Below are 22,386 nucleotides of genomic sequence, written 5' to 3'. Positions count from 1 at the left end.
GATCAGCCGTCCGCGGGCGCCATATCCACGATGCGGAGTTGCGCCCGCTCGGCACCGCGCCAACGGTCGCACGACAGCGTCCCGGCCACGTGCATCTCGCGACCGATTCCGTTGAGCAGCGCGCGGCCGAGGGGCCTCTCCGCAGCCCGGAAGCAGATGGCGCCGACCGCCTGCCCGTCACGGCTGCGCAGCCGCGCCCGGACGTGACTTGAACCGACGATCCCGGCATCGACGAGCCGGTGACGGCCGAGGGCGAAGATCGGCTCAGGGGATCCCTGTCCGAACGGGCCGGCCCGTCCCAGCAGCCGAACCGTCTCGGCGGTGGCTCCGCCCGCGCTGAGACCGCCGTCGATCAGCAGCGCGTCGGCCGCGCGGGAGACGGCGACGCTCGCGGCGAGCAGCATGGAGAGATGGGCCTCGAACCGCGGAATGTCGTCGGCGCGGACGGTCACGCCCGCCGCCATGGCGTGTCCGCCGCCCTTGCTGGCGAGCCCGGCCTCGACGCAGGCCCGGACCGCGAATCCGAGATCGGCACCGGGAATCGATCGGCCCGAACCGGTTGCGCTGCCGTCCGGCCGGATCGCGAAGGCGAAAGCCGGGCGGTTGAAGCGCTCCTTCAGCCGCGACGCGATGAGCCCGACCACGCCCGGGTGCCACGCCGCGTCGCCGGTGACCAGAACCGACCGGGCCGGATCGGAGGTCAGAATGCGGTCCATCTCCGCCTCGGCCTCCATTACGGCCTGTGCCTCGATAGCTTGGCGCTCCCGGTTCAGGCGGTCGAGATCGGCGGCGATCCGAACGGCCTCGGCGGGATCCGCCGTCGTGAGCAGGCGGGCACCGAGGGCTGAGTCGCCGATACGCCCACCGGCGTTGATGCGCGGGCCGAGCACGAAGCCGAGATGCCACGCTTCGGGCGGCTCACTGAGGGACGCGGCGTCGAGAAGCGCCGCCAGCCCGGTGCGACCGCGATGCCGCATCACGGTCAGGCCCTGGGTGACGAAGGCGCGGTTCAGGCCGGCCAGCGGCACCACGTCGGCGATGGTCGCCAGCGCCACGAGATCGAGGAAATCGGTCAGTGCCGGCTCCGGCCGGTTCGGTTCGAAGAATCCTTCCAGCCGCAGGACGCGGCTGAGAGCGACCAAGGTCAGGAACACCACCCCGGCCGCGCAGAGATGGCCGAGGCCGGACAGATCGTCGAGCCGGTTGGGATTCACCACGGCACGGGCGGGTGGCAGGATCTCGCTGGCGGCGTGGTGATCGAGGACGATGACGTCGAGACCTAATTTCTCGGCTCCCGCCAGCGGTCCATGACCGCTGGTGCCGCAATCGACGCAGACCAGAAGGGTCGCCCCGTCGGCGGCAAGGGCCTCGATCGCCCCGATGTTCGGACCGTACCCCTCCGTAATCCGGTCGGGGATGTGGATGGGCGCGTGGAGACCGAGCCCGCGCAGGTAGCCCGCCAGCATCGCCGCGCTCGCGGCGCCGTCCACGTCGTAGTCGCCAAAAACCGCCACGGTCTCGCCGCGTCGCACCGCGTCAGCGAGGCGCCGGGCAGCCGCATCCATGTCGAGCAGCACGTGCGGATCGGGCATCAGATCGCGCAGGCGCGGAGCCAGGAAACGATCCACGTCGTCCGGGACGACGCCGCGGCCGGCCAACACCCGGGCCAGCAGCTCCGGCAGCCCATAGGCCTGGACCATCTTGGCGATGTGGTTCTGACCGACGCCCCCGGCGCAGCGCTCCTGCCAGCGCCGTCCGGTCACGGACGCGGCGACACCCAGGTAAGGCGGGAGTTCGGTGAGGGACGGGGCGCAGGACACGGACGCCACCCTACACCGGGTTGATCACCAAATCCCGCGCAGGTCCGCAACACCGCATCACCGAAACCGCCACAGCTGCAACGCAAAAGGGCGGACCTTGCGGCCCGCCCCGTCGCGGCTGCCTGGATGCGATCTGTCAGAGGGACTTCAGGATGGTGTCGACGACCTTCTTGGCGTCACCGAACAGCATCATCGTGTTGTCGCGGAAGAACACTTCGTTCTCGACGCCCGCATAGCCCGACCCCATGCCGCGCTTGATGAACAGAACGGTCTTGGCCCGCTCCACGTCGAGGATCGGCATGCCGTAGATCGGCGACGTCTTGTCGGTCTTCGCCGCCGGGTTGGTGACGTCGTTGGCGCCGATCACGAAGGCCACATCCGCCTGCGGGAACTCGCCGTTGATGTCCTCCAGCTCGAACACCTCGTCGTAGGGCACGTTCGCCTCGGCGAGCAGCACGTTCATGTGGCCCGGCATACGGCCTGCCACCGGGTGGATGGCGTACTTCACGTCGACGCCTTCCTTCTTCAGCATGTCGCCCATCTCGCGCAGGGAGTGCTGCGCCTGGGCGACCGCCATGCCGTAGCCCGGGACGATGATGACCCGCTCGGCGTTCTTCATGATGTAGGCCGCGTCATCGGCCGACCCCTGCTTGACGGGCCGCGTCTCGACTTGGCCCGAGCCGGCCACGGCGGTGTCGCCGCCGAAGCCGCCGAGGATCACCGAGATGAATGACCGGTTCATCGCGTGGCACATGATGTAGGAGAGGATCGCGCCCGAGGAGCCCACCAGCGAGCCGGTGATGATCAGCGCGAGGTTGCCCAGGGTGAAGCCGATGCCGGCGGCCGCCCAGCCCGAGTAGGAATTGAGCATCGACACGACCACCGGCATGTCGGCGCCGCCGATCGGGATGATGATCAGGCCGCCCAGCACCAGCGAGGCGAGAACGATCAGCCAGAAGATCGCCTTCGACTCGGTGCCGATGAACAGGGCGATCAGCAGGACGAGGCCCGCCGCCAGCAGCGCGTTGATGAGGTGACGCTGAGGCAGCATGATCGGCTTGCCGGACATCCGCCCGTCGAGCTTGGCGAAGGCGATCACCGATCCGGTGAACGTGATCGCGCCGATGGCGACGCCGAGCCCCATCTCGAACAGCGACTGCTTGTGGAAGTGGCCGTTCTCGATGATGCCGAAGGCCTGCGGTGCGTAGAGCGCGCCGGCCGCCACGAAGACGGCCGCGAGGCCGACCAGGGAGTGAAACGCCGCCACGAGCTGGGGCATGGCGGTCATCGGCACCCGCTTGGCGATCACCGCGCCGGCACCGCCACCGATGCCGAGGCCGAGGAGCACCAGGATCCAGGCGCCGAAGCCGGCCGGCGGATGGCCGACCAGCGTGGTCAGGATCGCGAGACCCATGCCGATCATGCCGTACAGGTTGCCCTGCCGGGAGGTGGTGGGGTGCGAAAGCCCCCGCAGCGCCATGATGAACAGGACGCCGGCGACGATGTAGAGAAGGGAGGAGACGTTCTCTGACACGAGCTCAGCCCTTCTTCTTGTACATGCCGAGCATGCGCTGCGTGACGAGGAAGCCGCCGAAGATGTTCACGCTGGCGAGCACGATGCCGATGAAGCCGAAGAACCGGGCCAGCCCAGTGCCCTTCTCGATGAGCGGCACACCGACGGCGAGGATGGCGCCGACGATGATCACCGACGAGATCGCGTTCGTGACCGACATGAGCGGCGTGTGGAGGGCCGGCGTCACCGACCAGACCACGTAGTAGCCGACGAAGATCGCCAGCACGAAGATCGCCAGCCGGAATACGGTGGGATCGACCGCACCGCCGGTGGCGGCGCTGAGTCCGTGACCCATGCCGTCGGCGATGGCCTGCGCCTGATCGGCGGCGTTGCGCGCCACCGCGGCCGCGGCGCGGGCGGCATCAGCCAGCACGCGCGCCTGATCGGCCGCCTGATCCGGAGGGACGATGACGTTTGCCATTCTGCTACTCCTCTCGGCCGGGCTTCACTGCGCACCCGCCGGGGCGGCCGTGCCGGAAGCCTTGTTGGCCTCCGACTTGGCCAGACCCACGGAAGCGGCTTCCGAGGCGGCGCCATCGGTCTTGGACTGGAAGGATGCGTGGACGACCGAGCCGTCCCGGGTCAGGTTCGTGGCCTTCACCAACTCGTCGTCCCAGTTGATGGCCAGGGCTTTCGTCTCCTTGTCGATCAGCGTCTCGACGAAAGCATAGAGGTTGCGCGCATAGAGGCTCGACGCCGTTGCGGCGAGGCGCCCCGGCACGTTGACGTGCCCGACGATCTTCACGCCGCGGTCGTTGGTGACGACCTCGCCGGCCTTCGCACCGGCGACGTTGCCGCCGCGCTCGACCGCGAGATCCACGAGGACCGAGCCCGGCTTCATCGATGCCACCATCTCCTCGGAGACGAGTTTCGGCGCCGGTCGGCCGGGGATCAGTGCGGTGGTGATGACGATGTCCTGCTTGGCGATGTGGCCCTTGACCAGTTCCGCCTGCTTGGCCTGGTAGCCGGCCGACATCTCCTTGGCGTACCCGCCCGCAGTCTCGGCCTGCTTGAACTCGTCGTCCTCGACGGCGACGAATTTCGCGCCGAGCGATTCGACCTGCTCCTTGGTGGCCGGCCGCACGTCGGTGGCGGTCACGACCGCGCCGAGCCGGCGGGCCGTCGCGATGGCCTGGAGGCCGGCGACGCCGACGCCCATGACGAAGACGCGGGCTGCCGGAACCGTGCCGGCGGCCGTCATCATCATCGGCATGGCCCGCCCGTACTCTGCGGCGCCGTCGACCACCGCGCGATAGCCGGCGAGGTTGGCCTGGGACGAGAGGACGTCCATGACCTGAGCGCGGGTGATTCGCGGCATCAGCTCCATGGCGAAGCCATCGACGCCCGAATCGGCCATGGCCCTGAGCGCGTCCTCGTTGCCGTAGGGATCCATGATCGCCACCACCGCGGTGCCGCGCTTCAGCTGCGGCAGCTCCTCGGCGCTCGGACGGCGGACCTTCAGGACGAGATCGGCATCGCCCGCGGCGTCCGCCGCGCTCCCGGCGATGAGGGCGCCGGCGGCCTCGTACTCGTCATCCAGGATGCCGGCCTTCCGGCCCGCACCCGCCTGCACCACCACGTCGGCGCCGAGAGCCTTGAATTTCTTGACGGTCTCGGGGACCGCGGCCACGCGCGGCTCCGCGGAATCGGTCTCGGACAGCACAGCGATGCGCATGCGCAGATTCCCCTCGGTAAGCTCGGCTTCTCGAATGCGCGAACCGGCGCCGCTTTTCGAGAGGCGGACCTAAATTATGTTGGTGGAACCGGGCCGAATGTAACTTGCGCCCAATCTAATCGATATCAAAGCATTTGACCCCGCTGCACCGGAATGCGCGGGGTCGATCAGCAGGACCGGGCGGCCGAGCGGCCGCCACATCTGCATCAAGCAAAGAACAGGTACAGCAGCAGCAGGATGGCCACGACGAGGGGGCCGCGCCAGCCGACAGCCGGGGCCAGGGCGCCGACCGCTCCCGCCGCACCGGACACAATCACGCCCAGGATGGCCAGAAGCCAAGCTTCGCGGATCCCGCCGATCGCGAGGGCGAGGACCCAGCAGATCACGACGCCGGTACCGATCTCGACGAAGCGGACGAAGCCGCGATAAGTCTGCTCGTGGGTCTTCGCGTCCATCGCCGGGCTGTAAGTGTGCCCGGCCACCGTGTCACTCTCAGCCATCGTGCGCTCGTATCCCTAAGACGCGACTTCTTGCGGTCAGGGTGGGATGTAGCTCAAGCGTTTACCTGCCGCAATCGGACGCACGCAAGTTGATTGGCCTCTCGGTGGATCCCGGGGTGGCGTCAGGCGGGCTCCGGCAGGCGGGCCTCGGCGAGTGCCCTGCCCTGCCGCGCAGTCAACTCATCGAGGGAGAAATGCTCGATCTCCGCCTCGAACAACCGGTGGTAGTTAAGCTCCGACTTCAGATGGAGGAAGACGGCGCCGAGACCCACCGCCGCGCGATCCATGAACACGAATTCCTGCGGCACGGTCACGGGCCCGCGCTCCTTGAGCGCTTGATGCACCTCGAAGGCCTGACGACGGCCATACTCGCCGGGCTTGACGCCGTCCGCGACGGTTCGGGTGCGATCCTCCAGCAGCGGACCGTAGATGAAGCGCGCCCAGATGTTCAGGATCTCGATCTTCTCTCGATCCAAGTCGCGGAAGCCCCACACCTCGTAGGCGTGGACGATGCGAGCCTCGTCGTTCTCCAGCAGGCCGCGATAGAGATCCACCACGCCGCCGACGAAGCGCGGATGGAAGATGCGCACGCAGCCGTAGTCGAGAAGATTGATGCCGGCCGCTTCCCCGCCGTCCGAGAAGACCGTGTAGTTGCCGAGATGCGGATCTCCGTGGATCACCGCGGCGCGGCTGAACGGATGCCACCACGCCTTGAACATCGCCTGGGCGATCCGGTTGCGCACCTCCACCGGTTCCTCGGCAAAGCCCAGGATCTTGTCCCCATCGAGCCATCCGAGCGTCAGGAGGCGCTTGGTCGACAGTTCGGGGAACACCCGCGGCACGCGCACGACGTCGATGTCCTTCAGCACGGCAGCGTAGAGGTCGGCGTGCTTGGCTTCACGTTCGTAATCGAGTTCCTCGCGGACGCGCGCACCGATCTCCTTGGCGATCTCCCGCGTGTCGAGCCAGGAGTTCATCCGGCGGTGCAGCGCGAAGGCGACTTCCAGCTGCTTCAGGTCTGCCTCGACCGCGGATTGCATGTCCGGATATTGGAGCTTGCAGGCGAGCCGCACGCCATCCTTCGTGCTGGCACGGTGCACCTGCCCCAGCGAGGCCGCCGCGGCAGGCTTCAGGTCGAAGCTGCCGAACCGGGCCTGCCAGCCTGCCCCCAGCTCGGACTGCATCCGGCGCCGGACGAAGGCGGCCCCCATCGGGGGGGCGTCGGCCTGGAGCTTCTGGAGTTCGGCGGCGTATTCGGGCGGCAGCAGGTCCGGCACGGTGGCGAGTAGCTGCGCCACCTTCATGATCGGGCCCTTCAGGCCGCCCAGCGCCTGGGCCAGAGCCGCCGCGTTGGTTGTGCCCTCCTTCCCGAACAGGCGCGACATCGCCATGCGGGCGGCGACGCCGCCGACATTGGCTCCCACGCTGGCGTAGCGCCCCGCGCGGGCGGTGAACCGGTTGGCTTCGCGGTCGGTCTCGGCCATCGCTCGATCTGCTTATCTGCTGCTGAGCGGGAGATATGCCGCGCCAGCGCAGGCGCCAGGGGCGTGGGTCCCTGCGCCGCGGGCGCTCAAACGGGCCAGGGCCCCCGGATCCGGCGGCTCTCGCCACCGCGGTCGATCACGTCCGGCCCGCGGCCGCAAATCGGCAGCACAACGATCGCCTGGGAGCGGGCTCGAAGACACGCTCCTCGCGGTGGATCATCCCCGGGAAGGTGGACGTCCGGTCCCACAACCCGGGGACCGGGCGCGACGCGTCAGTCAGGCCTGGCTCTCCATTCCCTCCAGCTCCACGATCATGCCTTCGATCATCCCGAGCCCGATCTGCCAGAAGCCCGGATCCTTCGCGTCGAGACCGAAGGGCGCGAGCAGTTCGCCGTAGGGTTTCGATCCGCCGGCCGAGAGGAGCGCGAAGTAGCGTTCGACAAAGCCCGCCTCAGCCTGGGCGTAGACGCCGTAGAGCGAGTTCACGAGGCAGTCGCCGAAGGCGTAGGCGTAGACGTAGAAGGGCGAGTGGATGAAGTGCGGGATGTAGGCCCAGAACGGCTCGTAGCCCGCGTCCAGCGTGATCGCCGGCCCGAGCGACTCGGCCTGCACCGACAGCCACAAAGCGTTGATCTGGTCGATCGTCAGCTCGCCCTTGGCGCGGGCAAGATGCACCTTCCTCTCGAAGGAATAAAAGGCGATCTGCCGGACCACCGTGTTGATCATGTCCTCGACCTTCGCGGCGAGCATCGCCCGGCGCTGGGTCGTGTCGCTGGTGGCCGCGAGTAGCTTCCGGAAAGTGAGCATCTCGCCGAAGACGCTCGCCGTCTCGGCCAAGGTCAGGGGCGTGGGCGCCATCAGGGCGCCGTTCGGGCCGGCGAGCACCTGATGGACGCCGTGGCCGAGTTCGTGGGCCAGGGTCATCACGTCCCGCGGCTTGCCCTGATAATTGACCAGCACGTAGGGGTGCACGGATGGCACGGTCGGATGTGCGAACGCACCCGGAGCCTTGCCGGGACGGGTCGGCGCGTCGATCCAGCGGCCATCGAAGAAGCGCTTCGCGATGCCGGCCATCTCGGGTGAGAAGGCGTCGTAGGCCGACAGCACCGTGTCGCGGGCCTCCGACCATGGGATCGTGCGCTGCTCGACCCTGGGCAGCGGCGCGTTGCGATCCCAGTAGGGCAGCGAATCCTGCCCGAACCATCTGGCCTTGAGCCTGTAGTACCGATGCGACAGGCGCGGATACGCGGCCCGAACAGCATCCACGAGGGCCTCGACGACCTCGGGCTCGACGCGGTTGGCGAGGTGGCGGGCCTCGGCCACGTCCTTGAAGCCCCGCCACCGGTCGGAGATCTCCTTATCCTTGGCCAGGGTGTTGGTGATCAAAGTGAACACGCGCAAGTTGCTGCGCAGCACCGTGCTGATCGCGCCGGCGGCCTCCTTGCGGACGGCTCCGTCCGGATCCTGAAGCTTGTTCAGGGTCGGCTCCAGCGGCATCTCCTCGCCCTGGACGGTGAATCGCAGCGAGGCGATCGTCTCGTTGAACAGGCGGTCCCACGCGGCGTTCGACGTGACGGATTTCTCCAGGAACAGCTTCTCGGTACGGTCGTCGAGCTGGTGCGGCTTCTCCCGCCGCAGATCCTCGATCCACGGCGCGTAGCGGGCGAGCGGCCCGTCCGCCATCGCGGCGTTCATTACGGCGTCGTCGACGCGATTCAATTCCAGGGCGAAGAATAACAGGTCGGCAGAGGCGTTCGTCAGACGCTCGCGGGTGTCCCCATAGAACTTGGCCCGCGCCTCGTCGGTGGTGTCACCGGAATAGATTAAGCCGGCGAAGGACATCAGCTTGCCCAGCAGATCCTCGATGCCCTCGTAGGCACGCACCGCCTCGGCGAGGCGCGTCGAAGCATCCGGAGCGCCCGCCATCTCGGCGACGCGACCGGCATAGGATTCGGAGAAGCGGCGGCATTCCTCCTCGGCGCGGGTCATGTCGGCGGAGAACTCGGGAGCGTCGAGGCCGGAATAGAGATCCGACAGGTCCCATTCCGGAAGGTGGCCGAGGTCGGCGGCCTTCGCGGCGGCGCGCGCGGCGCTCACGCCCTCGGGCAGGCGGACGTTCACCGGCGAGGCGGTGGGGCTCGGCATCATGTCGCGCGTTCCTCTCGAGAGGCGAAGGCAGGGGCAGAGGCCCCGTACCCTGATATCGATCGCGTCGCCATGCGTTCAACGCGGCCCGTTGGCTCGTGGACGGGCGTTCCCTGACGAAGCGGCGCAAACGTCGTTAAGCGGCACTTTACGTCTGTCGGTCACCCTCCGGCTCGAAACGAAACACACGCCGATTCGATGCCTGCGCCCGGGGTGAAGCCGGCGTCGCATGCCCGGTTCTCGTGTGCCGTGCAGGGAGCCTTCATGTCCACAACCGTGCTGATCGTGGACGACGATCCGGTCCAACGCCGCCTCGCCGAGGCGGCGGTGCGCCGCTTCGGCTTCGAGCCGCGCATCGCCGAGACGGGGATGGACGCCCTCACCCTCCTCAGATCCGAGGGTGCCGACGTCGTGCTCCTCGACTTGGTGATGCCAGGGCTCGACGGCCTGGGCGTGCTGGCCGAGATGCGCAAGAGCGGCCTCGCCACGCCAGTCATCGTGCAGACCTCCAACGGATCCATCGACACGGTCGTCACCGCCATGCGGGCCGGCGCCGTCGATTTCGTGGTCAAGCCGGCCGGCGCCGAGCGGCTGCAGGTCTCGATCAAGAACGCCCTGCGGGTGGATACGCTCGAGGAGGAGGTCCGCCGCATGCGGCGGAGGGCGTCCGGCGCCCTGTCGTTCAAGGACCTCACCTCCAAGAGCCCCGATATGGAACGGGTGATCCGCCTCGCCGAGCGGGCGGCGAAATCCAGCATCCCGGTCCTCATCGAGGGCGAGTCCGGCGTCGGCAAGGAAGTGCTGGCGCGGGCGATCCAGGGTTCCGGCGACCGACGCGGCAAGGCGTTCGTGACGGTGAACTGCGGCGCGATCCCCGACAACCTGGTCGAGTCCACCTTGTTCGGGCACGAGAAGGGCGCCTTCACCGGCGCCACCGAGAAGCACGCGGGCAAGTTCGTGGAAGCCTCCGGCGGTACGCTGTTCCTGGACGAGATCGGCGAACTGCCGCTGGACGCGCAGGTGAAGCTGCTGCGCGCGCTGCAGGAGGGCGAGGTCGATCCGGTCGGCGGCAAGCGGGCGGTGCGGGTGGATATCCGTCTCGTCTCGGCCACCAACCGTTCGCTCCTCGACCTCGTCAAGCAGGGCAAGTTCCGCGAAGACCTCTATTACCGCCTCAACGTCTTCCCCATGACGCTGCCGCCGCTGCGGGCGCGCCGGGAGGACATCCCCGACCTCGTGCGCTCGTTCTGCGCGCGGTTCGCGGCGGAGGAAGGCAAGCGGGTCCGGGCGATCACCCCGGAGGCGATGGCGCTACTCACGCGCTATCCCTGGCCCGGCAATGTCCGGCAACTGGAGAACGCAGTGTTCCGCGCCGTGGTGCTCGCGGACGCCGACGAGCTGACGGTCGCCGAATTTCCGCAGATCGCCGCGCAGGTCGAGGGTTTCGACGTTCGGATTCCCGCCGCGCCACACCAGCAGACCCTGCCGGCCTATGCGCCCGAGCCGGTGCGCGAGATCGTGCGGGTCGAGGTCCGTGATCCGCACGCCATGTCGCTCGTGGCCGAGGAGACCGGCGAGATGAAGCCGATGGATGTGCTGGAGGCTGAAATCATCCGGTACGCGCTGCAGTTCTACCGCCAGCGCATGTCGGAGGTCTCGCGTCGCCTCGGTATCGGCCGATCCACGCTCTACCGGAAGCTCAAGGATCTGGGCCTCGAAGGTGAGGACAAGTCGGAGGATGCGGCCTGACCGTGGTCCGCGTGCGCTAGCGCACCGGACAAAACCGCGAGCGGCGGCTGCGCTGGACCTCGGACGGCGCTCTCGACCCGCAACGATGACTGGCCGGACCGAGCGATCTGAAGCATTGACCGAAGTGCAACACCGGCAGATCTATCGGTTTATCTTCGAAGACTACGGTTGATGAAAGCCACGCTTGGGCGGATAATCAAGGTATGAGCGTGCGGTTCGGCCGCCGCACCCTGGGAGAACACGATGCGCGTCCCGCGCTCCAGCCTCATGGCGCTGGCCGCCCTGATGACCGGCACGCTGGCTTCCGCCGGTGCGCTCGGCGCCGAGACGGCGGCCCTCGATCTGCCGCCGGCCGAGTCTCCCGCCTCAACGCCGGCCACGCCGCCGCCGACGACGGAACCGGCTGCGACCTCGCTTCCCGACTACAAGCCCGAGCCCCCCGCCCCCGAACCGGCGGCCCCCGTGGCTGCAGCCCCGGTCGCCCCCGTCGATCCGCTCGGCGCCGCCGTCTTCGCCCGCCTGGGGGAGACGGCGCCCCTCCTGCTGCGCCTGACCGGCAAGGAACGCGACGCGATCCGAAGCTTCTACGAAGCGCGCGCCTACAAGCCGCTCTGGGTGGTCGACGGGGCATGGACTGAGCCCGCCAAGGCTGTCGCGGCGCGCCTGGCCGCGTCGGCCGAGGACGGCCTCGATGCGCGCGCCTACCCGGTGCCGACCCTGGCCGAGAAGCCGGACGAGAAGGCGGTGGCCGACGCCGACCTCCGCCTGTCCGCGGCCGTCATCCTCTACGCCCGCGATGCGCGCGGCGGACGGGTCAACCTGACCGCGATCTCGCGTCTGATCACACCCAAGCTCGACCTTCCGTCCGGCGCCGAGGTGCTGGGCAAGCTGAACGAGGCCGGCGGGAAGGCCGGCGACGCGTTGCAGGCCTACAATCCCGCCACGCCGGGTTACGTGGCGCTGAAGACGCGTCTGGCTGCCCTGCGGGGACCGGCGCCTACGTCCGTGAAGGCCCTGCGGCTTCCCGCCGGTCCGGTCCTGCGTCTGGGGATGCGCGACCCACGGGTGCCCCTGCTGCGAACCCATTTCGGCCTCGAATCGCGACCGGCCGCCACGCTCGACCACGGGCCCGGCGAGCCGGAGGAGTACGATGCCGTCGTGGCCGAGGCCGTCACCAAGTTCCAGCGCGGTCGCGGAGTACCGGCGAACGGGGTGCTGAATGTCCAGACGGTCCTCGCGCTGGCCGATGCCGGGCGGTCCAGCCGGCCGACCGGGAGCGAGGCCGAGCTCATCGTCAACATGGAGCGTTGGCGCTGGCTGCCGGGCGATCTCGGGCCGGACTACATCCTCGTCAACGTCCCGGAATACCGCCTGCGCGCCTATCGCGGCGGGACGCTGCGCGACGAGGCGCGCGTCATCGTCGGCAAGCCGGAATCACGCACGCCGCTGTTCTCGGGTCTGATGGAGTACGCGGTCGTCAACCCATCCTGGTACGTGCCACCCTCGATCCTGAAGACCATGGCACCCAAGCTGGCGGGCTACGGCGGGAAAACCTGGGGTGGGTACGAGGTCGTCCGCCGCGGTAGCCACGTCTCGTTGCGCCAGCCCCCGGGGGAGCGCAATGCGCTCGGCTTCATCAAGTTCATGTTCCCAAACCAGCACGCGGTCTACCTGCACGACACGCCGAACCGCTCCCTGTTCTCCGCCGCGAAGCGTGATTTCAGCCACGGCTGCGTGCGCGTGGACGATCCGTTCCGCCTCGCCGACGCGGTTCTGCCGGACTGGTCGCAGGAGCGCCTGAAGAAGCTGATTGGCAAGGGGGAGCGCACCATCCGGCTTCCCGAGAAGCTGCCGGTGCACCTCGCCTACTTCACCGCCTACGTCGACGACTCGGGCGCCTACCGCACCTTGCCCGACCTCTACGGCTACGATGCGCCGATGCGCGCGGCGCTCGGCCTGCCGGGCGGCGGCGGCCCGGCGATCGCCCGTCTGCCCGACGAGGCCCCCCGCAAGGCGGAACGCGCCGCGGCGCCGGCGAAACCACGGGTCGTGCAGCGATCCGCAACGCGCCACCACGCGTCCGACGATTGGGCGAACCGTCGGTACGAGGAGGTGGATACGCCCCGCCGCGCCGTCCGCCGCGCCGCCCGCGCGGACGCCGCTCCGGAATACGGCGAGCCGGGGCTGTGGACCCCGGCACCGCAGCAGCCAGTCTCGCGCGGTTGGTGGTAGCGCCCCCGCCAAACCGCAACTTTCAGGTGCGCATGCGCACAGCCGGGCACGATTTCGCCACGGTGCAGCCTTAGCCGTTTCGATTGAGACGCCCGCCTGACTTCCGCCACGCGCGGCCGCCGGGAGAGGATCAGGACAACCGTGCCGTATCTCCCGCGCGCCTTTCGCCACCTCGTGCTGGCCTTGTCCGGCATCGCTGTCGGCCTGATCGCCGGAACGGTCGAGACCGAGGATGCGGTCGCCAACGGCGACACACGCTCCCTGACGATCCTCCACACGCACACGCAGGAGAGCGCGACCATCACGTTCAAGCGCGACGGTCGTTACGACCGCGCGGCGCTCGACCAGCTGAACTGGCTCCTGCGCGATTGGCGCGTCAACGAGCCTACCAAGATGGATCCACGGCTCTTCGACACGGTCTGGGAAGCCTACCGGCAGGTCGGCTCGAATCAGGCGATCCATATCGTCTCGGCCTACCGGTCGCCGGGCACGAACGCGATGCTGCGGCGGCGTTCCAAGATGGTGGCCGAGTTCAGCCAGCACATGCTCGGCAAGGCGATGGACTTCTATCTGCCGGACGTGCCGATCGACCGGATCCGCGAGGTCGGGCTCCAGATGCAGCGCGGCGGCGTCGGTTGGTATCCGCATGCCGGGACACCCTTCATCCACCTCGATGTTGGGTCGGTGCGGATGTGGCCGCGCATGACGCACGACCAGCTCGCGCGCCTGTTCCCGGATGGCAAGACGGTGCACTTGGCCAGCGATAATCGCCCGTTCCCCCGCTACGAGGAGGCCAAGGCCGAGATCCTCTCGCGGGGCGGAACGGTGGCGGGCATCACGACCCAGATGGCCGGCGGCGAGGAGGAGGACGGCCCCGGCCTGTTCGGCTTCCTGGCAAGCCTCTTCGGCGGCGGCTCCTCCGCGCCGCCACCGGAGCCGGCGCAGCCGGCACCGGTCGCAAAGAAATCCCGCCCGGCACCCGTCGTGGCCGTCGCGAGCGCCGATCCGCAGGATCCCGTCGGCGGCCGCGTTGCCCTCGCCTATGCGGCACCGGTCACGGACACCGTGCTGCGCGGATCCCTCCTGGAACGCGAGCAGGCCAAGGGATCCGATCTCCGCGCGGCGGACGCCAAGGCATTGCTGACAGCCGCCAAGCCGAACCCAGCCTTCGACGAGGCCGCGTCAGTGATGGATGCGCCCTTGCCGCCGCGCCGGCCCTCGGATTTCGCCGCCGTGACCGCCGCGATCAACATGCCGTTGCCGCCGCCGCGCCCGATCCAGTTCGCCGCGCTCGGCGGAGGCATGGCCGTCCTGTCAGGGTCCACCGAGACCCGGGCGCTCGCCAAGACCATCCTGCCCGAACCTGCGCGCTCGCGCCCCGGCGCTGCGCCGGACGCCGATCCGAAGGTTCAATTGCGCGCGCTCTTCGAGGCGGTTTCGACCGGGCCGGTAGCGGCACCGGCGAGCCGGAACGCGCCTGTGCGCGTCGCCACAACCCGCGTTCGCGACGCAGCGCCCGAGGCCGTCGTGGCGGCCGCCCCCGATCGTGTATCGACGCGATTCAGCACCCGTAGCCCGGGTGACGACCTGACCGCGGCCCGATTCACGGGCTCCGCGACGCGGGCAGTACCCGCCGGACGCTGAGCCTCGACGCTTCCCGAACAATCTTCGAACACGCGGGACAGCGACGCGCCACGCGACGGGCCGATCCCTCGATCGCTCATCGCCGGCGGCGCGGGGTGCTGGTGTTCCCTCAGCGCTGCGGCTTGGACAGGTTCACCGCCAACGCCGCGACCAGCGTCGCCGCGTAGCTGTCGTCCTGCGTGGCCGTGATGCGATCCGCCTCGCCCCCGCTGTTGGCGGCCACCGACATCATCAGCATGACGGCCGTGGTCAGACCGCCGAGGGCAGGAACCAGAGCCAGGTAGGCGCGCACGGCAGCGCGGGGCGCGACGACCACCGCGGGCGTCTCACCGAGGCACAGCGACGAGGAACTGTGTGGCAGCATGGCGGACGAAACTGCGCTGGGAACGGACCGAACACGCGCATGCACCGAGCGCGTATTCAACAGTTCAACGTGCCGCGTTGAGCCGGGTTCTTGCGGAACGGCGGATTTTTCAACCGCCGATTAGTCCGTTGGTTGACGAGTGATGAGAGGGCGCCGAACCGGCGCCCCCTCGAACGCCCGTCAGCCCTCCTTGCCGGCCACCTTGCCCAAGGCTGCCTGAGCCGCAGCGAGGCGGGCGATCGGCACCCGGTAGGGCGAGCAGGACACGTAATCGAGCCCGACGTCCTGGCAGAACCCGATCGAAGCCGGGTCGCCGCCGTGCTCGCCACAGATGCCGAGCTTGATGTCGGGCCGTGTCTTACGGCCACGCTCGACGCCGATGCGGACGAGTTCGCCGACGCCTTCCTGATCGATCGTGATGAAGGGATCGGCTGGCAGGATACCCTTCTGGGTGTAAGGGCCCAGGAAGGTCGCGGCGTCGTCGCGGGAAATGCCCAGCGCGGTCTGCGTGAGGTCGTTCGTGCCGAAGGAGAAGAACTCCGCGGTCTCGGCGATCTCACCGGCCTTCAGTGCGGCGCGGGGCAGTTCGATCATCGTGCCGACCTGATAATCGAGGGTCGCACCCTTCTCCTCGGCGACCGCCTTCGCCATGGCGTCGATGTGCGCCTTGACGATGTCGAACTCGGCGCGGGTGAAGACCAGAGGCACCATGACTTCGGACGTCACCGGGCTGCCGGTATCCGCCGCAGCCTGAACTGCCGCTTCGAAGATCGCCCGGGCCTGCATCTCGGCGATTTCCGGGAAGGCGATCGCCAAGCGGCAACCGCGGAAGCCGAGCATCGGATTGTGCTCGGACAGTTCGCGGGTCCGGTGCCGGATCTTCTCCTCGGAGACTCCGGTCGCCTTCACGACCTCGGCGACCTCGGCGTCGGTGTGCGGCAGGAACTCGTGGAGGGGCGGATCGAGCAGACGGATCGTGACCGGCAGGCCGGACATGATCGTGAACAGCTCCACGAAGTCCTGCCGCTGGTAGGGAAGGATCTTGGCAAGGGCGGCGCGCCGGCCCTCGGCATCGTCCGCCAGGATCATCTCCCGCACCGCGATGATGCGGTCGCCCTCGAAGAACATGTGCTCGGTGCGGCAGAGGCCGATGCCCTCGGCGCCGAAGTTCCGGGCCGTGCGGGCGTCCGTGGGGGTGTCGGCATTCGCCCGCACCTTCATCCCACGAAAATCGTCGGCCCAGGTCATGAGGGTCGCGAAGTCACCGGACAGCTCCGGCTCCAGCATCTTCACCTCACCCCGGATGACTTGGCCAGTGGATCCGTCGATCGTGACCCGGTCGCCCGCCTTGAGCGTGAGGCCGCCGACCGTCAGCGTCTGGGCCTTGTAGTCGATGCGGATGGATCCGACGCCCGAGACGCAGGGCTTGCCCATGCCGCGGGCGACCACGGCCGCGTGGCTGGTCATGCCGCCGCGGGTCGTCAGGATGCCCTCGGCGGCGTGCATGCCGTGGATGTCCTCGGGCGACGTCTCGATGCGGACGAGAATGCACTTGCGCTCGGCCTTGCGGTGCGCCTCCGCGTCCTCGGAATTGAACACGATCTCGCCCGTGGCCGCCCCCGGCGAGGCCGGCAGGCCCGAGGCGATGACCTTGCGCTCGGCCTTGGGGTCGATGGTCGGGTGCAGGAGCTGGTCGAGGGCCCCGGGCTCCACGCGGCCGATCGCCTCCTCGCGGGAGATCAGCCCTTCGCCCGCCAGATCGACGGCGATGCGCAGGGCGGCCTTGGCCGTGCGCTTGCCGTTGCGGGTCTGGAGCATCCAGAGTTTCCCCCTCTCGATGGTGAACTCCATGTCCTGCATGTCGCGGTAGTGGCTCTCCAGGATACCGTAGATCCGGGTCAGCTCCGCGAAGCTCTCGGGCATGGCCTTCTCCATCGAAGGCTTGTCGCTCTCCGCCTCTTTCCGCGCCTTCTCGGTGATGTTCTGCGGGGTGCGGATGCCCGCCACCACGTCCTCGCCCTGGGCGTTGATCAGGAACTCGCCGTAGAGCGCCTTCTCGCCGGTGGACGGGTTGCGGGTGAAGGCCACCCCGGTGGCCGAAGTGTCGCCCATGTTGCCGAACACCATGGCCTGAACGTTCACGGCCGTGCCCCAGCTCTCCGGGATGCTGTTCAACTCCCGGTATTTCTTGGCCCGTGGGATCATCCAGGAATTGAAGACAGCGCCAATCGCCCCCCACAGCTGATCGTCGGCGCCCTGCGGGAAGTCCGAGCCGTGCTCGTCGCGCACGATCTTCTTGTAGGTCTGGATCAGGGTCTTCCAGTCGCCGGCGCCGAGTTCGGTGTCGAGGTCGAAGCCCTTGCTCTCCTTGTACTGCTCCAGCGCCTCCTCGAAGGCGTGGTGCTCCACGTTCAGCACAACGTTCGAGTACATGGTGATGAAGCGGCGATAGGAATCGTAGGCGAAGCGCTCGTCGTCGGCTTCCTTGGCCAGCGCCAGCACGGTCTCGTCGTTCAGGCCGAGGTTCAGGACCGTGTCCATCATGCCGGGCATGGAGGCCCGGGCGCCCGAGCGGACCGAGACGAGGAGCGGGTTCGTGGCATCGCCGAACTGGCGACCGGTGAGCTTGCCGACCTGCCCGAGTGCGGCAGCGACCTGATCCTTCAGCTCCGGGGGATAGGCCTTCCCGTGATCGTAGAAGTAGGTGCAGACTTCTGTGGTGATGGTGAAGCCGGGCGGTACCGGCAGGCCGAGGTTCGACATCTCGGCGAGATTGGCGCCCTTGCCGCCGAGCAGGTCGCGCATCTGCGACTTGCCTTCTGCCTTGCCGTCGCCAAAGGCGTAGACCCACTTCGCGCTGTCGGTCGCCATGTCGAACCCGTCCATTTCCGGTGCCCGGCGGCGGCCGAGCTGATGGCCGGGGTTGGACCATCCCGCACCGCAACGCAAGATGAACGCTTGACAGGGCTGTGCGCGTGAACCTGACGCCGCCAGCACTCTGTCAGGGATGGCGGAGAAGAAAGCTGTCGGCGCCGTCTCTCCGTATCAGTGGAGGATACCGAGACCGATCACGCCGATGACGATGAGGTAGATCGCCACGATGTAATTGAGAAGCCGAGGGGCGATCAGGATCAGGATACCTGCGAGGATCGCGATGACAGGCTGAAGATTCGAGATCGTGACGGTCACGGGCGCCTCCTGTGGCCAAGCTCGGCCGTGGGGTATCGACGTCCATAGCCCGTGGAGGTTCCCTGACGCTGATCTGAGACGAGGCAGCCCCATGGTCCGGGCCGCCTCGCTCATCGATCGGTCAAGGTTGGATCGGTTTCGGCGTCGGCGTGTTCGTGCCGGGGATCGGATCCTTCGCCTCGCCGGTCGGCAGGCTCGCGGAGATCGTCGGGTGCGACAGCTCCGGATAGGGTCCGATGACGTTGGCTCCGTTCAGGGGCTTGTTCGCGCCGTTGTGGCAGGTGGCGCAATTGATCTTGGGCGCATCCCCCAGGACGCCGAGACGGTTTCGGGGGAAGGTCGGGGTCAGGGGCGTCATGTAGTCCTGATTCAGCTCACGCACCATGCGGATGCCGTACCAGGCGTGGACCCGGTTCGGCGTGCTGGTGTCCCACTGCGCCACCGAGCGGGTGTTGTGACAGAAGGTACAGTTCACCCCGAGCGACTGGGACATGCTGATCATGATCGCGAAGGTTTTCTCCGCGTCCTGGATCGGCTTGCCCTTGGTTTCGGGCAGCGCCGTGGTGGCGTTGACCCGAACCGCGTCTTCGGACGTCTCCTTGTGCTGGTAGAAGGCTTGGTAGACGTCGTAGGGCAGCGAGGTGTTGCCGACTTCGGGGGAGGCGATGTTCTGGCTGTTGTTGCGCGGGATGAACCGTCCCGCACCCTGGACCGGATGGTCGAACCAGATATTCGCCGGCACCGGATTGCCGCGGTGACAGGTGTAGCAGGTCACGCCCGCCTCGTGGACGTGGTTTTCCTTCCAGGTGGAGTTGATGGTCTGCGTCATCTGGAGCATGCGGCGGGCGACGCGCTTCTGGTAAAGCTCGTCGGAAGCCATGTTCTCGGTGCTGTGGCAGTAGGTGCAGCCCTGCTGCGGTGCGACCCATTCGGTGATCGACACCATCAGCCGGTTGAACTGCTCGGCCGAGAGGTCGCCCAGCACCTGCACGTTCTCGTAGACGGCCGACGCCTTGTCGCCGCCCGCATCGGCCGGATCGGCCGGTGCCGGCGCCCTGTTGGCCTCCGCCAGCGCCTCGTTGCCGGCCCGGGTGCGGATCAGATCCATCCCGGTGCCGCGGAACCCGGTCTGCTTGACCGCCATCGGCGGGTGGGTCCAGCCGGCACCACCGAACATCGCGATGGTGAGGAAGAGGGCGAGCGCACCGCCGACGACCGCAAGAATCGTCTTCATGACGTCCTCCTTACGGCCTCGGGCCGGGTGCGAGATGAGCGGGATCGACGATCGGGCCGTAGACCTGCGGGTACGAGGGTGCGACGCCGTGCTTGACCGCCCACAGGTACCAGTTGTCGACGACGGTGCCGGTGAGCAGGATGCCGATGCCGCCGGTGAGCGTGGTCAGGACCGCGAACCACCACGCCCAGCGATGGACCGATTCCATGGTGGCGTTGAAGCCCATGGTCCAGCGCCAGAACAGGGCGGCGCGCTCGGTGGCCGTTCCCCGATCGACGATCTGGTCGATCTCGCGCTCGGCGCCGTAGCGCGAGCAGGCCAGGATGGTGCCGCCGTGCATCGCGAACAGTAGCGTCGATCCGTAGAGGAACGTGATCGAGAGCATGTGGAACGGGTTGTAGAACAGGTTCCCGTACCGGAGCGAGAAGGCGGCGGTCCAATCGAGGTGCGGGAAGATGCCGAAGGGCACGGCCTCAGACCACGACCCCATCAGCAGCGGCCGGATGAAGCCGAGGACGAGGTAGAGCCAGATCGCCGAGGCGAAGGCGTAGGGGACGTGGAGACCGAGGCCCAGCGCCTTCGCCCGCTTGTAGAGGTGCACCCACCAGAGCAGGATCGACGTGGTGAGGAAGAAGCCGGCGATCAGCCACCAACCGCCCTCGTTGAGCGGCGGCAGGACCTTCAGGCCGTATTTCGGCAGCGGCGGCTCCAGTGCGAGCCACGGCAATTGCCGCACGAACTGGACGGGATCCCAGTTGACTGAGGCCCACATGTTGAGCCCGATGATCTCGAACGCGATCACCCCGCAGGTGATCGAGAGCGCCGCGATATAGCCGATGTAGATCGGGCCGACCTGGCTGTTGCCCAGCAGGCCGAACAGGTAGCTGTTGAACGGCTTGCCGACCCGGTCGTCGACCGCGACGGGAACGCCCTGATCCGGCACGAGCGGGCGCACCTGAACCTGCGTGAAGATGTTCTGGTAATAGGCCATGGCCTGCCCTCCCCCGGAGTGCCGCGCCGCTGGGCGGCGGCGACCCGTAATGCCCGTGTCGTCTCGTCCGCGTACCGCCGGTCACCGCCAGACGGGCAGGTTGAGCCACCAGCCCCACCATTGCGGCCAGCCCTGCGTCCAGAACGGACCGCTGATCACGATGCAGACCGCGCTCCAGAATCCCGCCGACAGCGCCAGGAACAGGCCCAGGCGGTGGATGCCCAGCGTGCCGATCGAGTAGCCGATCGTGTCGCGGAAGAACGTGTCCTCGTGCTCCGGTGTCTTCACCGTCTCGCCCTTCGAAGGATTGGTCGAGGACAGGATCAGGCCGCCGTGCATGGCCAGCGCCAGGGTCGTGGTGAAGAAGAACGTCACCGCCAGCATGTGAGCCGGATTGTAGTGAAAGTGGAGATATTGATATCCCGTGTTCGAAACCCAATCGAGATGGCTGAGAATACCGTATGGGAAGCCGTATCCCCACGCGCCCATCAGGAAGGGCCGGACCACCACGAGGGTGAAGTAGGCGAAGATCGCCATGCCGAAGGCGACGGGGACGTGATAGCCGATGCCGAGCTTGCGGCAGATTTCCACCTCGCGCAGCGCCCAGGACACGAAGGAGCCCAGCGCGCAGATCGTGATGATCTGCCAGAGGCCGCCCTCCTTCAGCGGCGCCAGCTTCAAGCCGTAGCTGATATCCGGCGGCGCGATGTTGATCTGCCAGACGTTCCAGGTCGGCCCGATCGCCGCGCCGTAGATCACCAGCGCGGTGCCGAGCACCGTGAAGAACAATCCGACCACGCCGAAGAAGCCGACGAAGAATGGCCCGACCCAGAAGTCGAACAGGTCGCCGCCCAGCAGCGTACCGCCGCGGACCCTGTATTTACGCTCGAAGCTCAGCATCGCCATGGCGGCTGCTCCTCAGTCAGGCCGGAGAAGAGGGTTGGGGGTGACCGCGGCCCTCGCGCGCCGCGGTCCGGACCGGGGGTCAGGCCGGCAGGTGCGGCAGTGCGAGCGTGATGGCGTTCGCCGCCTTGTTGGCCTTCGGACCTTCCAACCAGTTGAACCGGTCGGTGGAGAGAAGGATAAAATGGATCAGCAGCGCCAGGATGAAGAGGAAGGTGAACAGAGCCACCAGCGTGCGCCGCGGATCGAACAGCAACCAAACCTTATGCATGCGAGCCTCCTCAGCCGATCATCGTGACGAGGGCGCGGGCCGCATCGGTGACGCCGTCGAGTGACGCGTAGCCCTGCGGTCCTGGAAGCCACGGACGCCACAGCCAGACGAGGATGTGGGCGACCACGGCGATCGCCGTGAAGATGAGGAAGCTCGTCAGGAAGATCGCGTGGAACTCCTTGGCTTCCGGTTCCGTCAGCCCGGACAGGCTGCTCGGTCTTTCTGTTGTGACGGGTCCACTCGCCATGGTTCAGACCTCCGTGTGTTGGCCGCGCTTCTCGCGAAGCGCGACGGGTTCAGCCGTGTCGCTGGTACGGTCACGGCCTGACTTCCCCCGCGTCACCGGTCGGAAGCATCTCGAGCAGGGCGTTCAGCCCATGAAGGCGAAGGGGATGGCCTGCACCGCCATGGCGCGGGCCTCTCCGAAGATGGTGCGGCGCACGGGCGCGAGACCCGGCCGCGAGGCATCCCGGGAGGGCCGGAGGCGCCCGGCGGCCGCGGCTGCGAGGAAGAACGGGTAGGTCGCCGCCAGGATCAGCCGGAACTGGATCTCTTCCTGGTGCTGGCGGGGAGTCGGGACCATCGTTCGCATCGTCAGGTCTCCTTCGGGGT

Annotated in this window: 19 protein-coding genes; 3 read left to right on the top strand and 16 right to left on the bottom strand. The window is 67.9% G+C overall.

What is annotated here, in order from left to right:
• Positions 1-2: 2 nt before the first annotated feature.
• The 7 genes from recJ to MKK82_RS22415 form a co-directional block, all read right to left on the bottom strand.
• Complete coding sequence (recJ, locus tag MKK82_RS22445; RefSeq protein ID WP_238285608.1) at positions 3-1,820, bottom strand: single-stranded-DNA-specific exonuclease RecJ; 1,818 nt, start codon at positions 1,818-1,820, stop codon at positions 3-5.
• A 136-nt stretch (positions 1,821-1,956) separates the two neighbouring features.
• The gene (locus MKK82_RS22440) at positions 1,957-3,354 is read right to left on the bottom strand and encodes an NAD(P)(+) transhydrogenase (Re/Si-specific) subunit beta (protein WP_238285609.1); all 1,398 of its coding nucleotides are present in this window, start codon (positions 3,352-3,354) and stop codon (positions 1,957-1,959) included.
• Between the two features lie 4 nt (positions 3,355-3,358).
• On the bottom strand, positions 3,359-3,814 hold the full coding sequence (locus tag MKK82_RS22435; protein ID WP_238285610.1) for a proton-translocating transhydrogenase family protein: 456 nt from the start codon (positions 3,812-3,814) through the stop codon (positions 3,359-3,361).
• Positions 3,815-3,838: 24 nt separating this feature from the next.
• Positions 3,839-5,068, bottom strand: a complete 1,230-nt coding sequence (locus tag MKK82_RS22430) for a Re/Si-specific NAD(P)(+) transhydrogenase subunit alpha (protein ID WP_238285611.1) — start codon at positions 5,066-5,068, stop codon at positions 3,839-3,841.
• Positions 5,069-5,274: 206 nt separating this feature from the next.
• Complete coding sequence (locus MKK82_RS22425) at positions 5,275-5,568, bottom strand: aa3-type cytochrome c oxidase subunit IV (RefSeq protein WP_238285612.1); 294 nt, start codon at positions 5,566-5,568, stop codon at positions 5,275-5,277.
• A gap of 122 nt (positions 5,569-5,690) precedes the next feature.
• On the bottom strand, positions 5,691-7,052 hold the full coding sequence (locus MKK82_RS22420; protein ID WP_238285613.1) for an ABC1 kinase family protein: 1,362 nt from the start codon (positions 7,050-7,052) through the stop codon (positions 5,691-5,693).
• 276 nt (positions 7,053-7,328) lie between these two features.
• Complete coding sequence (locus MKK82_RS22415) at positions 7,329-9,200, bottom strand: M3 family oligoendopeptidase (protein ID WP_238285615.1); 1,872 nt, start codon at positions 9,198-9,200, stop codon at positions 7,329-7,331.
• 261 nt (positions 9,201-9,461) lie between these two features.
• On the opposite strand from MKK82_RS22415, the gene MKK82_RS22410 reads away from it, so the two are divergent.
• From MKK82_RS22410 to MKK82_RS22400, 3 genes are all read left to right on the top strand, one after another.
• Positions 9,462-10,946, top strand: coding sequence for a sigma-54-dependent transcriptional regulator (locus tag MKK82_RS22410; RefSeq protein ID WP_238285616.1), 1,485 nt, complete (start codon positions 9,462-9,464; stop codon positions 10,944-10,946).
• Positions 10,947-11,189: 243 nt separating this feature from the next.
• A complete protein-coding gene (locus MKK82_RS22405; RefSeq protein ID WP_243986892.1) occupies positions 11,190-13,178 on the top strand; it encodes a murein L,D-transpeptidase in 1,989 nt (662 codons plus the stop codon).
• 141 nt (positions 13,179-13,319) lie between these two features.
• Complete coding sequence (locus tag MKK82_RS22400; RefSeq protein WP_238285618.1) at positions 13,320-14,822, top strand: DUF882 domain-containing protein; 1,503 nt, start codon at positions 13,320-13,322, stop codon at positions 14,820-14,822.
• Between the two features lie 109 nt (positions 14,823-14,931).
• Here the strand turns inward: MKK82_RS22400 and MKK82_RS22395 are convergent, their stop codons facing one another.
• From MKK82_RS22395 to MKK82_RS22355, 9 genes are all read right to left on the bottom strand, one after another.
• On the bottom strand, positions 14,932-15,186 hold the full coding sequence (locus tag MKK82_RS22395; RefSeq protein ID WP_243986891.1) for a hypothetical protein: 255 nt from the start codon (positions 15,184-15,186) through the stop codon (positions 14,932-14,934).
• A gap of 180 nt (positions 15,187-15,366) precedes the next feature.
• Positions 15,367-18,057 carry a pyruvate, phosphate dikinase gene (gene ppdK, locus MKK82_RS22390; protein ID WP_238285620.1) on the bottom strand — a complete coding sequence of 897 codons (2,691 nt, stop codon included), beginning with the start codon at positions 18,055-18,057 and terminating at the stop codon, positions 15,367-15,369.
• A 174-nt stretch (positions 18,058-18,231) separates the two neighbouring features.
• The gene (locus MKK82_RS22385; protein ID WP_238285621.1) at positions 18,232-18,375 is read right to left on the bottom strand and encodes a DUF3096 domain-containing protein; all 144 of its coding nucleotides are present in this window, start codon (positions 18,373-18,375) and stop codon (positions 18,232-18,234) included.
• A gap of 121 nt (positions 18,376-18,496) precedes the next feature.
• Positions 18,497-19,609 carry a photosynthetic reaction center cytochrome PufC gene (gene pufC, locus MKK82_RS22380; protein ID WP_243986890.1) on the bottom strand — a complete coding sequence of 371 codons (1,113 nt, stop codon included), beginning with the start codon at positions 19,607-19,609 and terminating at the stop codon, positions 18,497-18,499.
• Between the two features lie 10 nt (positions 19,610-19,619).
• A complete protein-coding gene (gene pufM, locus MKK82_RS22375) occupies positions 19,620-20,600 on the bottom strand; it encodes a photosynthetic reaction center subunit M (RefSeq protein ID WP_238285624.1) in 981 nt (326 codons plus the stop codon).
• Positions 20,601-20,681: 81 nt separating this feature from the next.
• Entirely contained in the window at positions 20,682-21,506 is an 825-nt protein-coding gene (gene pufL / locus MKK82_RS22370; protein ID WP_238285625.1) for a photosynthetic reaction center subunit L, read from the bottom strand.
• A gap of 79 nt (positions 21,507-21,585) precedes the next feature.
• The gene (gene pufA / locus MKK82_RS22365; protein ID WP_238285626.1) at positions 21,586-21,774 is read right to left on the bottom strand and encodes a light-harvesting antenna LH1, alpha subunit; all 189 of its coding nucleotides are present in this window, start codon (positions 21,772-21,774) and stop codon (positions 21,586-21,588) included.
• Positions 21,775-21,784: 10 nt separating this feature from the next.
• Positions 21,785-22,021, bottom strand: a complete 237-nt coding sequence (gene pufB / locus MKK82_RS22360; protein WP_238285627.1) for a light-harvesting antenna LH1, beta subunit — start codon at positions 22,019-22,021, stop codon at positions 21,785-21,787.
• Between the two features lie 123 nt (positions 22,022-22,144).
• Complete coding sequence (locus tag MKK82_RS22355; protein WP_238285628.1) at positions 22,145-22,366, bottom strand: hypothetical protein; 222 nt, start codon at positions 22,364-22,366, stop codon at positions 22,145-22,147.
• Positions 22,367-22,386 lie beyond the last annotated feature (20 nt).

It is taken from the genome of Methylobacterium sp. E-046 (assembly GCF_022829625.1).
In the GTDB taxonomy this organism is placed as follows: Bacteria; Pseudomonadota; Alphaproteobacteria; order Rhizobiales; family Beijerinckiaceae; genus Methylobacterium; species Methylobacterium longum.
The sequence above is the reverse complement of the archived record's forward strand: the minus strand, read 5'-3'. Positions and strand labels throughout refer to the sequence as shown.